The organism is Pseudomonas sp. RW407, assembly GCF_003176655.1.
Lineage (GTDB): Bacteria > Pseudomonadota > Gammaproteobacteria > Pseudomonadales > Pseudomonadaceae > Pseudomonas > Pseudomonas delhiensis.
The window spans coordinates 657,670-670,891 of the sequence record NZ_QGSL01000107.1 but is presented as its reverse complement, the minus strand read 5'-3'; the positions used below and the strand labels follow the sequence as shown (position 1 = coordinate 670,891).

Genomic DNA, 13,222 nt, shown 5'->3' with positions numbered 1-13,222 from the left:
CGCCGGCGCGGGCCCCCTCCCCTTCGCCGGCGCTCACGCGTGGCGGCCCCACCGCCACGCCACCGGTTGCCGTCTCGGAGGCGCAAGATGTCGATTTCGGATAAAGGAAAGCTGGGCCTGCCGGCGCTGACCGCCCTGGTGGTGGGCGGCATCATCGGCAGCGGTATCTTCAGCCTGCCGCAGAACATGGCCGAAGGCGCCGGCGCCGGGGCCATCCTCATCGCCTGGGGCATCACCTTCGTCGGCATGCTGACGCTGACGCGGGTGTTCCAGTGGCTGTCGACCACCTGCCCGGAACTGGACGACGGCGTCTATGGCTACGCCCGCGAGGGCTTCGGCGAGTACCTGGGCTTCAACGCCGCCTGGGGCTACTGGATTTCCGCCTGGGTCGGCAACGCCGGCTACCTGGTGGTGCTGTTCAGCGCCCTGGGCTCGTTCGGCGCCCTGGCCTTCTTCGGCGACGGCACCACCTGGCCGGCGCTGCTCGGCGAGCTGGTGGTGCTCTGGCTGATGCACGCATTCGTCCTGCACGGGGTGCACAACGCGGCCATCACCAATGCCATCGTCACCCTGGCCAAGGTGGTGCCCATCGCCCTGTTCATCCTCTGCGTCACCCTGGCGTTCCGCGTCGAGGTGTTCCGCCTGGACTTCTGGGGCAGCCCGGCGCTGGGCAGCATCACCCGCCAGGTGGAAACCACCATGCTGTACACCGTGTGGGTGTTCCTCGGCATCGAGAGCGCCACCGTCTACGCCAGCCACGCGCGGCGCGCGGCCGACGTCAGCCGGGCCACCCTGCTCGGTTTCGTCATCACCCTGCTGTTGCTGGTCTGCGTCTCGGTGCTGTCGCTGGGGGTGGTACCGCAGCACGAACTGGCGCAGATGAAGAACCCGTCGATGGCCCAGGTGATGGCGGCCGCCGTCGGGCCCTGGGGCGCCACGCTGATCAACATCGGGCTGATCGTCTCGGTGGGCGGCGCACTGCTGGCCTGGACCATGCTGGCGGTGGAGATGCTCTACCTGGCCGGCCGCGGCGAAGGGCACACCGCGCCGGCGCTGTTCGGCAGGACCAATGCGGTCGACACGCCCGCCCCGGCGCTCTGGCTGACCAGCACGCTGATCTCGGTACTGCTGCTGATCGCCTTCCTCAACGCCTCGGGCTACAACGCGCTGATCCAGCTGGCCACCTCGATGGCGCTGATCCCCTACCTGCTGTGCGCCGGCTTCTGTCTCAGGCGCGTGCTGCGCCAGCCCACCCCGGCGCTGCTGGCGATGGCGACGCTGGGCACGGTCTATGGCGTCTGGCTGCTCTACGCCGCCGGCCTGAAGTACCTGCTGCTGTCGATGATCCTCTACGCCCCGGGGCTGGGCTTCTTCGTCCGCGCCCGGCGCCAGCGCGGCCTGGCGGCCTTCGGCAACGCCGGCGAACGGGCGCTGGGCGCGCTGGTGCTGGCCCTGGCACTGGTGGCGCTGTGGATGGTCGGCAGCGGCCGGCTGGGGCTCTAGTGGTTGACGGTGTACGACAACATCATCGAGAGCTGGCACAGCGGCCGGCCGCTCTGCTCGTGCCAGGCGTTGAAGGCGGCCTGCACGGCGGCTAGGTCCTTCTGGCTGGTGGGCGCCTTGTCGATGACTTCCTGGGCCTTGAGCGCGGCGACCACGTCGTCGGAGGGGATGAAGGTGTCCTTGCCGGCCATGCGCAGGAAGCGCGGCGCCGACAGCCCGCCCAACTGGTTGCCGCGCTTGGCCAGCAGCTTCCACAGGCCGACGATGTCGGTCACCGGCCAGTCCGCCAGCAGCTTGCCGAAGCTGCCGTACTCGCGGGCGATGTCCAGGACCATCTGGGCGTTGCGCGGCACGCTCTTGAGCTTGCCCAGGTGGCGGATCAGGCGGGTGTCCTGCATCAGGTTCTCCAGCCGCTCGCCGCCCATGAGCACCACCTTGTGCGGGTCGAAGCCGAAGAACACTTCCTCGAAGGCCGGCCACTTGGCGTCCACCAGGCTGTGCTTGAGGCCGGCGCGGAAGATGCGCAGGCTGATCAGCGACAGGTAGCGGTCATCGCTCACCGCGGCCAGCTCGGCCGGGCTTTTCGGCTGCGGCAAGCGCGCCTCCAGCGCCGCCACCGAGCCAAAGCGGTTCAGGCAGTATTCGTGCAGCCATTGGTAGTCGCGCATCGCCCTTCCTTTATTACAGGTTCATCACGTCGACGAAGCGCGGCGTGGCGGTGTCGTCGATACGCAGGCTGGCGAAGTCGAACAGGTTGCGGTCGGCCAGCTGCGAGGGCACCACGTTCTGCAGGGCGCGGAACATGATTTCGGTGCGACCGGGGGTCTTGCGCTCCCACTCCAGCAGCATCTCCTTGACCACCTGGCGCTGCAGGTTCTCCTGCGAGCCGCAGAGGTTGCAGGGGATGATCGGGAATGCCTTGAGCTGCGAGTAGGCCTCGATGTCCTTCTCGTTGCAGTAGGCCAGCGGGCGGATCACCACGTTGCGGCCGTCATCGGACAGCAGCTTGGGCGGCATGGCCTTGAGGGTGCCGCCGTAGAACATGTTGAGGAAGAAGGTCTCGAGGATGTCGTCGCGGTGGTGTCCCAGCGCCATCTTGGTCGCGCCTATCTCGTCGGCGTAGGTATAGAGGGTGCCGCGGCGCAGGCGCGAGCACAGCGAGCAAGTGGTCTTGCCCTCCGGGATCTTCTCCTTCACCACCGAGTAGGTGTCCTTCTCGATGATGTGGTACTGCACGCCGATGGATTCCAGGTAGGCCGGCAGCACGTGCTCGGGGAAGCCGGGCTGCTTCTGGTCCATGTTCACCGCGACGATCTCGAACTTGATCGGCGCGACCTTCTGCAGGTACAGCAGGACGTCGAGCAGGGTGTAGCTGTCCTTGCCGCCGGACAGGCAGACCATGACCTTGTCGCCGTCCTCGATCATGTTGAAGTCGGCGATGGCCTCGCCGACCTGGCGGCGCAGGCGTTTCTGCAGTTTGTTCTGGTTGACCGAAAGGGTACTGGCCATGGTGCTGTGGAATCCGGGGGGAAGACGAAAAGCTGGTTATTTTACGCGCACCCCGCCTTCATCGGTAGCCTGATGCTAGGCTCATGCCCATGACTTGCGACCTCGACGCCCGCCTCGACCTCGCCGGGCAGTTGCTCGAACTGCTGCGCGAGGCCCCCGAAGGCCTCTCCGAATACCAGTTGATCCAACAACTGAAGGCGCGGCATTCCACCCATGTCCCGCACCTGCCGCTGCTGGACAAGCTGGTGCTGTTCCGCACCCACTTCCTGGTGTTCAACGCCCTCTACCGCCTGCGCGATGAGCTTTGCGCCGAAGAAGCCGGCTTCCTGCAGATCGGCCCGCTGCAGATCCGCCTGCTGCCCTGGCAGAGCGGCGCGCCCGGCCTGGTGGAAAGCGACCCGCTGCGCGCCTACTACCTGGACGAGAGCAACCTGCGCGACACCACCGAGCGCGACGTGGAGAAGCTGCTGGAGAGCTTCTGGACGCGCATGCAGGGCGATGGCGAGAAGGCCGCCGCGCTAGCGCTGTTCGAGCTGGAGGACGGCCCCGTGGACTACGCGCTGATCAAGCTGCGCTACCGCCAGTTGGTCAGCCAGCACCACCCGGACCGCGGCGGCAGCACCACGCGCCTGCAGTCGATCAACAAGGCGATGGAAATTCTCGAGCGCTATTACAGCCGCCCATGAAACTCCGATTTGCTCTAACCCCAGGCAGGACGCGGCCCTGGGGCCTTTCCTATACTGCGACACAAGGTCGCACGAGTCTGACGGGCACCGGAAGGCGCTGTCCACGCGTCCCCGGCGCGGCGCTGGGAGGCGGCCTGCATAATAACGAGGAGGTTGCCGAGATGATCCATCATGTGTGGGGGCTCTTCACCCATCCCGATCAGGAATGGCAGGAAATCCGCGGCGAAGAAGAAAGCATCAGCCACATGTACCTGACCCATGTGCTGATATTGGCTGCCATCCCGGTCATCTGCGCCTACATTGGCACCACCCAGGTGGGTTGGGTGCTGGGCAGCGCGGGACCGGTCAAGTTGACACCGGCGAGCGCGATCCAGCTCACCGTGCTCACCTACCTGGCGATGCTCGCCGGCGTCGCCGTCATGGGCGCCTTCATCCACTGGATGGCGCGTACCTACGACGCCACCCCGAGCATGACCCAGTGCATAGTGTTCGCCGCCTACACGGCGACCCCGCTGTTCATCGGCGGCGTGGCCGCGCTCTACCCGCACCTGTGGCTGGGCATGGTCATAGGCACCGCGGCGGTCTGCTACACGGTCTACCTGCTCTACGTCGGCATCCCGACCTTCATGAACATTCCCAAGGACGAAGGCTTCCTGTTCTCCAGCTCGGTGCTGGCGGTGGGCCTGGTGGTGCTGGTGGCGATGATCGCGCTGTCGGTGATCCTCTGGGGCAGCGGCGTGGGGCCGGAATACACCTGAGGTTTGGCTGGCGAATGCAGACCGGGCCCTGGGGGCCCGGTTTTCGTTTTTTGGGGTTTGGTTTCTGGCTTGGCCACAGAGTGCTGTCGAAGTCCGCCCCCTCTCCCTAACCCTCTCCCTAAAGGGAGAGGGGACCGTTGGGCAGAATCTGGTGTTATGGCGTCAGCCGGTCAGCCCGGCAGGTTCCGGCTGAAACCATCACTTCTCTCGGCACGGACAAGCCCTCTCTCCCTTCAGGGAGAGGGCTGGGGAGAGGGCGCTCTTGAACCTGGCACCTACGCCGCCGGCAAACTCCGTTCGCGAGCAAGCTCGCTCCTACGCAGAGCAACCTGCCAGCCTTGCCTGAAACTCCACCCGGCTTGCCCGAACCTGCACGGCGGACGAGCGGCCTGCACAACGCCGCCGGCTCCGGCATAATCGGCAGCCGCCGGAGAAAATACTGTATGCCCGAACAGCTCAACGCCCGTGTCGAAGCCTGCTACCAGATGGCAGAAGGCTTCTTCCAGCGCCGCTTCCCGCGCCCGGAAGTGAGCTTCCGCCTGCGCGGGCAGAAGGCCGGGGTGGCGCACCTGGACGAGAACCTGCTGCGCTTCAACCCCCAGCTCTACCGCGAGAACCGCGAGCACTTCCTCAAGCAGACCGTGGCCCACGAGGTCGCCCACCTGATCGCCCACCAGATGTTCGGCCCGCGCATCCGCCCCCATGGCGAGGAATGGCAGCTGATCATGCGCGGCGTCTACGGCCTGCCGCCGGACCGCTGCCACACCTACGAGGTCAAGCGGCGCCGCGCCACGCGCTACATCTACCGCTGCCGCTGCGACGAGAACCCCGACTTCCCCTTCTCCGCCCAGCGCCACAACCTGGTGGCCCAGGGCCGCCGCTACTACTGCCGGCGCTGCCGCACCACCCTGGTGTTCACCGGCGAAGTGGTGCGCGAGTAAGCCCCTTCAGGCAATCACCTTGGCCGCCTTCAGCGCCGCCACCTGCTCGTCGCTGTAGCCCAGTTCGGCCAGCACCTCGGCGCTGTGCGCACCCGCGGCCGCGCCTATGTGCCTGGGCGCCGGCAAGCCGGCGGAGAAGCGGATCGGGCAGGCCATCTGCCGCTGGCTGCGGCCATCGCCGCGGGGCACCTCGGTGACCAGGCCGCGGGCCTGGATCTGCGGGTGCTCCACCGCCTCGGACAGCGGCAGCATGGGTTCCACGCAGGCGTCCACGGCGGCGAAACGTTCGCACCAGTCGGCGAAGTCGCGCTTCTCGAACTCGATGGCGATCTCGCGCTTGAGCACCTGCTGCTCCTCAGCCTTGGGCGACAGGCCGCGGGCGGCCAGTTCCGGGCGGCCGATGGCGGCGCAGAACTGCTGCATGAACTGCGGCTCCAGGCTGCCCACCGAGAACCAGCGGCCGTCGCGGGTGCGGTAGTAGTCGTAGAAACTGCCGCCGTTCAGCGCCTGGGTCTCCATGCCCGGCTCCACGCCGCAGGCCAGGTAGCCGGCGCCGGCCATGCCGTTCAGGCTGAAGGCGCAGTCGGTCATGCTGACGTCCACCTGCTGGCCCTCGCCGGTCTGCTGGCGGTGGATCACCGCGGCCAGCAGGCCCATCACCCCGTGCAGCGAGCCGCCGGCCAGGTCCGCCAGTTGCACGCCCAGGGGCAGCGGGCCGGTATCGCGGCGGCCGGTGTAGCTGGCCACGCCGGCCAGGGCCAGGTAGTTGATGTCGTGCCCGGCGCGGTCGCGGTAGGGCCCGGTCTGGCCGTAGCCGGTGATGGAGACGTAGATCAGCTTCGGGTTGATGGCCTTGAGCGCCTCGTAGCCGACGCCCAGCTTGTCCATCACGCCGGGGCGGAACTGTTCCAGGACGATGTCGTACTCGCGCACCAGCTGCTTCACCACCTCCACCGCCTCGGGCCGCTTCAGGTCCAGGGCGATGCTGCGCTTGTTGCGGTTGAGGTAGGCGTGGCTGGCCGAGACACCTTCGTCGTGGGGCGGCAGCACGCGCACCAGGTCCATGCGCGTGGGCGATTCCACGCGCAGCACCTGCGCGCCCATGTCGGCCAGCAGCAGCGAGGCGAAGGGCCCCGGCAGCAGGGTGGAGAAGTCGAGGACTTTCAGCGAGGCGAGCGGGCCGTTCATGGGCACTCCTGTGTCGTGGTTCTGCAGCCGGGCCTCAGAGCTTCATGCCGCGGCTGATGATTTCCTTCATGATCTCCGAGGTGCCGGCGAAGATGCGCTGGATGCGCGCGTTGGCGTACATCCGGCAGATCGGGTACTCCCACATGTAACCCCAGCCGCCGTGCAGTTGCACGCCCTCGTCGACCACCTTGCCGAGCAGTTCGGTGGTGAACAGCTTGGCCTCGGCGGCCACCTCGGGGCTGAGCTTCTTCTGGTTGTGGTCCATCACGCAACGGTCGGTGAACACCTGGGCCACGTCCACCTGGGTGCGCATCTCGGCGAGCTTGAAGCGGGTGTTCTGGAAGTGCGCGATGGGGCGGTCGAAGGCCTTGCGCTCCTTCACGTAGTCGATGGTCGCCTGCAGCGCCGCCTCGGCCCCGGCCACCGCGCCGCAGGCATTGGTCAGGCGCTCCTGGGCGAGCATGTTCATCAGGTAGTAGAAGCCGCCCTTGGCGTCGCCCAGCAGGTTCTCCTTGGGCACCTTGACGTCGTTGAAGAACAGCTCGGCGGTGTCCTGGCTCTTCATGCCCAGCTTCTTCAGGTTGCGCCCGCGCTCGAAGCCGGGCATGCCGCGCTCCACCAGGAACAGGCCCATGGCGTGCTTGTTGTTGGGGTCGGTCTTGGCCGCGACTATCACCAGGTCGGCCAGCAGGCCGTTAGAGATGAACACCTTGGAGCCGTTGAGGACGTAGTGGTCGCCCTTGTCCACCGCGGTGGTGCGCATGCCGGCCAGGTCGGAGCCGGCGGAGGGCTCGGTCATGGCCACGGCGAGGATGGTTTCGCCGCGGATGATCCCGGGCAGGAAGCGCGCCTTCTGCTCGGCATTGCCGTACTCGGCGATGTAGGGCCCGCACAGCGCCGAGTGCAGCGGGATCATGAAGCCCGGCTCGTTTATCCGCGCCAGCTCCTCGCACATGATCTGCTCGTAGCGGAAGTCCTTCAGCCCGGCGCCGCCGTACTCCTCGTCGGCCCAGGGCAGCAGGAAGCCCTGCTCGCCGGCCTTCAGCCAGACGCTGCGGTCGACCACCCCGGCCTCTTCCCAGGCCTCCTGGTGCGGCACCACCTCCTTGGCGAGAAAGGCGGCGAAGGCATCGCGGAACAGGTTGTGCTCGATCTCGAAGTGTATGCGCTGCATGGCGGCGAATCCTGGTCGTTGGAGGTGCCGGCAGGTTAGGTGCCAGCCCCGCCGCGCCTCAATGACGGCAGCGCTCAGCCTGGATTGACGCTTTCGTTCAAGCGGTGATCGACGCGTGGAGTTGAAGAGCATCGCGGACGAAGTCCGCTCCTACGGTTCCGGGGACGCACGGCCGTAGGGCGTATAACGCCTACGGCGTTATCCGCCGTTGACCTTCGCGCCAGTGTGCCGCTGGCGAAAAAAAGCCCCGCCAGGTGGCGGGGCCCAAACCATAGGAGTGACGTCTTGCTTCAGCGCGCTGTTACCACAGCGGCATGGTGTAGCTGAGGATCAGGCGGTTCTCGTCCGCCTTGTTGGACGAGGCGCTGTTGCGGGCGAAGTCGCTGCGGGTGGTCGCGTTGCGCCACTTGATGCCGAAGCCCTTGAGCGCGCCTTCCTGGACGACGTAGGCGATGTCGGTGTCGCGTTCCCATTCCTTGCCATCGTCGCCGCTGGCGTTGAGCAGGTCGACGTTGTCGCCCTTCACGTAGCGGGTCATGAAGGTCAGGCCGGGGATGCCGAGGCCGGCGAAGTTGTAGTCGTAGCGGGCCTGCCAGGACTTCTCGTCCTTGTTGGCGAAGTCCAGGATCTGGATGTAGTTCACCAGGTAGGGGTCGGTGCCGTTGATGTAGGCGAAGCCGGTGTCGCCGCTCATCTTCTGGTAGCCGACGCCGAAGGCGTGGTAGCCCAGGTTGTAGGTGACCATGGCGTTGAACGCCTTGTTGTCGACGTTGCTGCCGCCGTCGTCGGTGGACTTGGCCCAGCGGATATCGGACTTCAGCGACTGGCCTTCGGCGATCGGCAGGGTCCAGCCGACGGTCAGGTAGTGCTGCTTGTAGAAGTCGTCCAGCTGGCCGTAGTGGTAGCCGGTGCTGAAGTTCTTGGTCCAATTGTAGGTGGCGCCGGCGTAGTCGAACTCGTTGGTGGTGTTGCCGCTGCGCACGGTGATGTTCTTCTTGCCGCCGGTGGTGACGGTCATTTCCTCGTAGTCGGAAGAGTCGCGGCGGTTGGTCTGGTTCAGGCGGCCGGCGTCGAAGTTCAGGCCGTCGAGCTGGGTGGAGTTGATCGCGCTGCCCACGAAGAGCTGCGGCAGCAGGCGGCTGTCGTTGGTGACCACGACCGGCAGCTTGGGCGTCAGGGTGCCCATCTTCAGGGTGTTCTTCTCGTAGCGCAGCTTGAGGGTGGCGCCACCCTTGCTGAAATCGTCCGGAGCGTCGCCATCGGCGGTCTTGGGCAGCAGGCCGGTGCCGGTGCGGTCCGGGCTGGAGTCCAGCTTCAGGCCCAGGGCGGCGATGCCGTCGACGCCCACGCCGATGGTGCCGTCGGTGTAGCCCGATTCGAACTTCAGGATGAAGCCCTGGCCCCACTCTTCGGCCTTGCTCTGCTGGGCGGGGGTGGAACTGCGGAAATCCCGGTTGAAGTAGAAGTTGCGCAGTTCAACGTTGGCCTTGCTGTCCGAAATGAAGTCGGCATGAGCGACTGCGGGTACGACAATGCTGGCGCCGAGCACGGCCTGCGCCAGCCCGCCCATGGCAAAACCGGCGTAGTTCTTACGGATCATCAGGATTCCCCTTATGGTGTTTTAAGCGTTGAACACGCTGAGCGCCTGGCATGCAGGGCGCGGCCCCCATGGTCTCGCGCAGCCGTTTGGCGGCTCTTCTGTGTTGCGGGGAATCTTGGCCGGGGGTTATTTCAGATCGGCGGCATAGATATAAACTTTTTGTTACAGCTGAACTTTTCCGAAAAATTCGACTACGCGGTCATCGGCTGACAGTAGTGACTGTCAGCAATGACTGACGCACCGGACGGGCGGCAGTATGCTGTCGCCTCCCCCTCCACCACCGCGTCCATCCCATGCAAGAACTGCAACCGCTGATCGAGCGCTACGGCCCCGCCCTGCTCTTCCTCAATGTGCTGCTGGAACAGCTGGGCCTGCCGATTCCGGCCTACCCGGCGCTGATCGTCGCCGGCGCCCTGGCGCTGCAGGGGCACGGGGCATCCCTCGGCGAGGCGCTGGCAGTGGCCACCCTGGCCTGCCTGATCGCCGACACCGCCTGGTACTTCGCCGGCCGCCGCTATGGCGGCTTCCTGCTGCGCAGCATCTGCAAGGTGTCGCTGTCGCGCGACAGCTGCATCCGCCAGAGCCAGAGCCTGTACCTGCGCATCGGCCCGCGCGCGCTGCTGATCAGCAAGTTCCTGCCCGGCGCCGGCGCGTTGTCCACCAGCCTGGCCGGCATGACCGGCACGCCGCTGCGCCGCTTCCTCGGCTACGACTTCGCCGGCTCGGCGCTGTGGGTGGGCTCGGCGCTGCTGCTGGGCGCCGTCTTCAGCGACACCGTCGACAGCCTGCTGGGCTGGCTGCACGACTACGCCAGCCGCGGCCTGCTGTTGCTCCTGGCGGCCTTCGCAGCGTTCATCGCCTGGCGCCTGTGGCAGCGCTACAGCCTGCTGCGGCGCACCGCGCGGGTTCCCCGGATCAGCGTGGAGGAGCTGCGCGAGCGCCTGGACCAGGGCGATACCCCACTGATCCTCGACGTGCGCGCCGAGGCCGGCGAGGACGGCATCCCCGGAGCCATCCCGATGGCCCTGGACAGCCCACTGGACGGGCTCGCCGACAGCCTGGGCCGGGCCGACGTGGTCATCTATTGCGCCTGCCCCAACGAACTCTCCGCGGCCATGCTCGCCGAGCGCCTGCGCAAGCTCGGCTACCCGCGCGCCCGGGCGCTGTCCGGCGGGCTGGAGGCGTGGCATGCGAGCCAGGCCCGGTCCGATGGGCTTTCGTAGGATGGGTTGAGCTTGCGATACCCATCGGGCCACGGTGATGGGTATCGCTTCGCTCAACCCATCCTACGGTGTGCTACCTGCGCCATTCCCCTTGTAGGAGCGCGCCCTGCGCGCGATATCGCGGGCAGGGCCCGCTCCTACAGGTCATCGGGAAGGCATGGTGTTCCCCTCGCCCGTAGAAGCGACTGTCTTGCCGACTCGCCGAGGTGCTCTTCGTAGGAGCGAGCTTGCTCGCGAACAGACTCCGCTACGAGGTTCATTCGCGAGCAAGCTCGCTCCTACGAGAAGCCGTACTCACCGGTATGGTAGGGGCGGATCTCATCCGCGATTGCGCTCAGCGCCGCGAGTGATCCCGGCGCAGCTCGGCCAGCCGCGCGGCCAGCAGGTCCAGGCCGGCTTCGCGGTCTTCCGGCAGGCGGCGCAGGGTCGCCTGGGTCAGGCGCATCTGGCGGATGAAGCGCCGGCAGTGGCGACACAGCAGCAGGTGGCGGCGCACCGCCAGTTTCTCGCGCAGGCCGAGTTGGCTGTCCAGCAGGTCGCTGGAGAGGGCCACCAGTTCCTTGCAGGTCAGCATTGGCCGGTCTCCTCGAAATGCTCCAGGGTGGCGAACAGCTTCAGCCGCCCGCGGTGCAGCAGCACCCGGACATTGGAGAGGGAAAGCGCCAGCAGATTACAGATTTCCTGCAACTCCAGCCCCTGGCGCTCGCGCAGCAGGAGCACGCTGCGCTGCATGTCCGACAGGCTGAGCAGGGTCTTTTCCAGGCACTCGCGCAGTTCGTCCTCGGCCAGCAGGGCCTCGGGCGAGTCCGAATGCCAGGCCTGGGGCGCGGCGCTCCAGTGGCCGTCGGCGGCGAAGCGGCTGTCGTCGACGCTGCCGTGGGGCGCCGGCAGGTCGTCCAGCGACACTTCCCGGCGCACCTGGCGCAACCTGCTCTTGGCGGTGTTGGCGGTGACGGTCAGCAGCCAGGTCTTGAGGCTGGAACGCCCCTGGAAGCCGTCCAGGTGGCGCACCACCGCGAGCCAGGCGTCCTGCACCACCTCGTCGGCCAGCGAGGGGCCGACGATGGCGCGGGCCACGGCGCGCATGGCGCCCTGGTAGGCCGCGACCATCTCGCGGAAGGCCGCGTCCTCGCCGGCGCGCAGGCGCGCCAGCAGTTCGCCGTCGGCTTCGCCCACCCGGTCAGCGCTTGCGCAGGATCACGCTGCCGATGGAGTAGCCGGCGCCGAAGGAGCTGAGCACGCCGATGGAACCGGCGGGCAGGTCCTCGTGGTACTTGTGCAGGGCGATCACCGAGCCGGCCGAGCTGGTGTTGGCGTAGGTGTCGAGGATCACCGGCGCCTCGTGGGCCTCGGCGTCGCGGCCGAGCAGCTTGCGGGTGATCAGCAGGTTCATGTTGAGGTTGGCCTGGTGCAGCCAGAAGCGCTTGACCTCGGTGACCGGGATGTCGTTCTGCGCCAGGTGCTCGCCGATCAGCTCGGCGACCATCGGGCAGACGTCCTTGAACACCTTGCGGCCTTCCTGGACGAACAGCTTGTCGCGCTGGCCGATACCCTCTTCCGCGGCGCGGTTGAGGAAGCCGAAATTGTTGCGGATGTTGTTGGAGAACTGCGTCAGCAGCTTGCTGCTGACGATGTCGAACTGCTGCTTGCCGGCGGCCTGGTCGGCGCGCTCGACGACCACGGCGGTGGCGGCGTCGCCGAAGATGAAGTGGCTGTCGCGGTCACGGAAGTTCAGGTGGCCGGTGCAGATTTCCGGGTTGACCATCAGGATGGCGCGGGCCTGGCCCAGCTGCACGGCGTTGGCCGCGGCCTGCAGGCCGAAGGTGGCCGAGGAGCAGGCCACGTTCATGTCGAAGCCGAAGCCCTGGATGCCCAGTGCGGCCTGGACCTCGATGGCCACCGCCGGGTAGGCGCGCTGCAGGTTGGAGCAGGCGACGATGACCCCGTCGATGTCCTGCGCGGTGCGGCCGGCGCGGTGCAGCGCCTCCCTGGCGGCATGCACGGCCATCTCGCAGAGGATGCCCCAGTCGTCGTTGCTGCGCTCGGGGATGCGCGGGACCATGCGCTGCGGATCGAGGATGCCTTCCTTGTCGACCACGAAGCGGCTCTTGATGCCGGAGGCCTTCTCGATGAAGGCCGAGCTGGATTCGCTCAGCGCTTCCAGTTCGCCCTTGGCGATGGCTTCGGCGTGCTGGTCGTTGTACTGGCGGACGTAGGTATTGAAGGACTCCACCAGTTCATCGTTGGAGATGCTGAACGGCGGGGTATAGAGACCGGTTCCGCTGATCACGACTTTATGCACGGTCAATCCTCTCTCAATCTGGCTGCCGGCCCCGGCAGCATGGTTAGGCATCGATGTGCCCGCCCGCGGGCCGGCACTGCAAGGGTTCCGGCCGCTTGGGCCGGGGGCACGCTGCCTGATGACCAGGCAGTGTGCCATCGAAGGTGGCGCACTGGCATCCCCGGCCGCCCAACGGCGACGGCGCTGCACGGCGCTCGAATAACCGCCGATTATGCGACAAATCGCCAGGAAATGCCGCTGCCGAAGCGTAGTTTTCCAGCAAACGGACCTTGTACCGGACGGCTATTGAAAATCCGCGCCTGCTGGCGGCTGGCCACGCCACGACGCACCGCCGGGCG

Annotated in this window: 13 protein-coding genes; 5 read left to right on the top strand and 8 right to left on the bottom strand. The window is 66.9% G+C overall.

Annotation, left to right across the window (positions count from 1 at the left end; all coding sequences use genetic code 11):
• Positions 1-87: 87 nt before the first annotated feature.
• Positions 88-1,503 (top strand): basic amino acid/polyamine antiporter, encoded by a 1,416-nt coding sequence (locus tag DK254_RS27065; RefSeq protein WP_109936302.1) that lies wholly within the window; start codon positions 88-90, stop codon positions 1,501-1,503.
• Here the strand turns inward: DK254_RS27065 and DK254_RS27060 are convergent.
• Positions 1,500-2,171, bottom strand: a complete 672-nt coding sequence (locus DK254_RS27060) for a DNA-3-methyladenine glycosylase I (RefSeq protein WP_109936301.1) — start codon at positions 2,169-2,171, stop codon at positions 1,500-1,502. The genes DK254_RS27065 and DK254_RS27060 overlap by 4 nt on opposite strands.
• Before the next feature lie 13 nt (positions 2,172-2,184).
• Positions 2,185-3,012 carry a tRNA 2-thiocytidine(32) synthetase TtcA gene (ttcA, locus tag DK254_RS27055; RefSeq protein ID WP_109936300.1) on the bottom strand — a complete coding sequence of 276 codons (828 nt, stop codon included), beginning with the start codon at positions 3,010-3,012 and terminating at the stop codon, positions 2,185-2,187.
• 89 nt (positions 3,013-3,101) lie between these two features.
• On the opposite strand from ttcA, the gene DK254_RS27050 reads away from it, so the two are divergent.
• From DK254_RS27050 to DK254_RS27040, 3 genes are all read left to right on the top strand, one after another.
• Entirely contained in the window at positions 3,102-3,698 is a 597-nt protein-coding gene (locus tag DK254_RS27050; protein WP_109937315.1) for a DNA-J related domain-containing protein, read from the top strand.
• 161 nt (positions 3,699-3,859) lie between these two features.
• Complete coding sequence (locus DK254_RS27045; protein ID WP_109936299.1) at positions 3,860-4,456, top strand: Yip1 family protein; 597 nt, start codon at positions 3,860-3,862, stop codon at positions 4,454-4,456.
• Between the two features lie 443 nt (positions 4,457-4,899).
• Positions 4,900-5,397: a SprT family zinc-dependent metalloprotease gene (locus DK254_RS27040; RefSeq protein ID WP_089391881.1), complete on the top strand. Its 498-nt coding sequence runs from the start codon at positions 4,900-4,902 to the stop codon at positions 5,395-5,397.
• A 6-nt stretch (positions 5,398-5,403) separates the two neighbouring features.
• Here the strand turns inward: DK254_RS27040 and DK254_RS27035 are convergent, their stop codons facing one another.
• From DK254_RS27035 to DK254_RS27025, 3 genes are all read right to left on the bottom strand, one after another.
• Positions 5,404-6,585 (bottom strand): CaiB/BaiF CoA-transferase family protein, encoded by a 1,182-nt coding sequence (locus DK254_RS27035; protein WP_109936298.1) that lies wholly within the window; start codon positions 6,583-6,585, stop codon positions 5,404-5,406.
• A 34-nt stretch (positions 6,586-6,619) separates the two neighbouring features.
• Positions 6,620-7,759, bottom strand: a complete 1,140-nt coding sequence (locus tag DK254_RS27030) for an acyl-CoA dehydrogenase family protein (RefSeq protein WP_109936297.1) — start codon at positions 7,757-7,759, stop codon at positions 6,620-6,622.
• Positions 7,760-8,060: 301 nt separating this feature from the next.
• The gene (locus tag DK254_RS27025) at positions 8,061-9,359 is read right to left on the bottom strand and encodes an OprD family porin (protein ID WP_109936296.1); all 1,299 of its coding nucleotides are present in this window, start codon (positions 9,357-9,359) and stop codon (positions 8,061-8,063) included.
• A gap of 293 nt (positions 9,360-9,652) precedes the next feature.
• Between DK254_RS27025 and DK254_RS27020 the strand changes: the two genes are divergently transcribed.
• Positions 9,653-10,582: a DedA family protein/thiosulfate sulfurtransferase GlpE gene (locus DK254_RS27020; RefSeq protein ID WP_109936295.1), complete on the top strand. Its 930-nt coding sequence runs from the start codon at positions 9,653-9,655 to the stop codon at positions 10,580-10,582.
• Between the two features lie 334 nt (positions 10,583-10,916).
• Here DK254_RS27020 and DK254_RS27015 read toward each other — a convergent pair whose 3' ends face one another.
• The 3 genes from DK254_RS27015 to DK254_RS27005 form a co-directional block, all read right to left on the bottom strand.
• The gene (locus DK254_RS27015; protein WP_109936294.1) at positions 10,917-11,156 is read right to left on the bottom strand and encodes a zf-HC2 domain-containing protein; all 240 of its coding nucleotides are present in this window, start codon (positions 11,154-11,156) and stop codon (positions 10,917-10,919) included.
• Positions 11,150-11,692 carry an RNA polymerase sigma factor gene (locus tag DK254_RS27010; RefSeq protein ID WP_256596013.1) on the bottom strand — a complete coding sequence of 181 codons (543 nt, stop codon included), beginning with the start codon at positions 11,690-11,692 and terminating at the stop codon, positions 11,150-11,152. Before DK254_RS27010 ends, DK254_RS27015 begins: the two co-directional genes overlap by 7 nt.
• 70 nt (positions 11,693-11,762) lie before the next feature.
• Positions 11,763-12,884 (bottom strand): beta-ketoacyl-ACP synthase III, encoded by a 1,122-nt coding sequence (locus DK254_RS27005; protein WP_109937314.1) that lies wholly within the window; start codon positions 12,882-12,884, stop codon positions 11,763-11,765.
• Between the last annotated feature and the right edge of the window lie 338 nt (positions 12,885-13,222).

Bases quoted from the DNA above. Each gene is read 5' to 3' on its own strand.
- DK254_RS27015 (WP_109936294.1), bottom strand. From the start codon at position 11,156: ATGCTGACCTGCAAGGAACTGGTGGCCCTCTCCAGCGACCTGCTGGAC.
- DK254_RS27065 (WP_109936302.1), top strand. From the start codon at position 88: ATGTCGATTTCGGATAAAGGAAAGCTGGGCCTGCCGGCGCTGACCGCC.
- DK254_RS27010 (WP_256596013.1), bottom strand. From the start codon at position 11,692: ATGGTCGCGGCCTACCAGGGCGCCATGCGCGCCGTGGCCCGCGCCATC.
- DK254_RS27050 (WP_109937315.1), top strand. From the start codon at position 3,102: ATGACTTGCGACCTCGACGCCCGCCTCGACCTCGCCGGGCAGTTGCTC.
- ttcA (WP_109936300.1), bottom strand. From the start codon at position 3,012: ATGGCCAGTACCCTTTCGGTCAACCAGAACAAACTGCAGAAACGCCTG.
- DK254_RS27020 (WP_109936295.1), top strand. From the start codon at position 9,653: ATGCAAGAACTGCAACCGCTGATCGAGCGCTACGGCCCCGCCCTGCTC.
- DK254_RS27035 (WP_109936298.1), bottom strand. From the start codon at position 6,585: ATGAACGGCCCGCTCGCCTCGCTGAAAGTCCTCGACTTCTCCACCCTG.
- DK254_RS27060 (WP_109936301.1), bottom strand. From the start codon at position 2,171: ATGCGCGACTACCAATGGCTGCACGAATACTGCCTGAACCGCTTTGGC.
- DK254_RS27030 (WP_109936297.1), bottom strand. From the start codon at position 7,759: ATGCAGCGCATACACTTCGAGATCGAGCACAACCTGTTCCGCGATGCC.
- DK254_RS27040 (WP_089391881.1), top strand. From the start codon at position 4,900: ATGCCCGAACAGCTCAACGCCCGTGTCGAAGCCTGCTACCAGATGGCA.
- DK254_RS27025 (WP_109936296.1), bottom strand. From the start codon at position 9,359: ATGATCCGTAAGAACTACGCCGGTTTTGCCATGGGCGGGCTGGCGCAG.
- DK254_RS27045 (WP_109936299.1), top strand. From the start codon at position 3,860: ATGATCCATCATGTGTGGGGGCTCTTCACCCATCCCGATCAGGAATGG.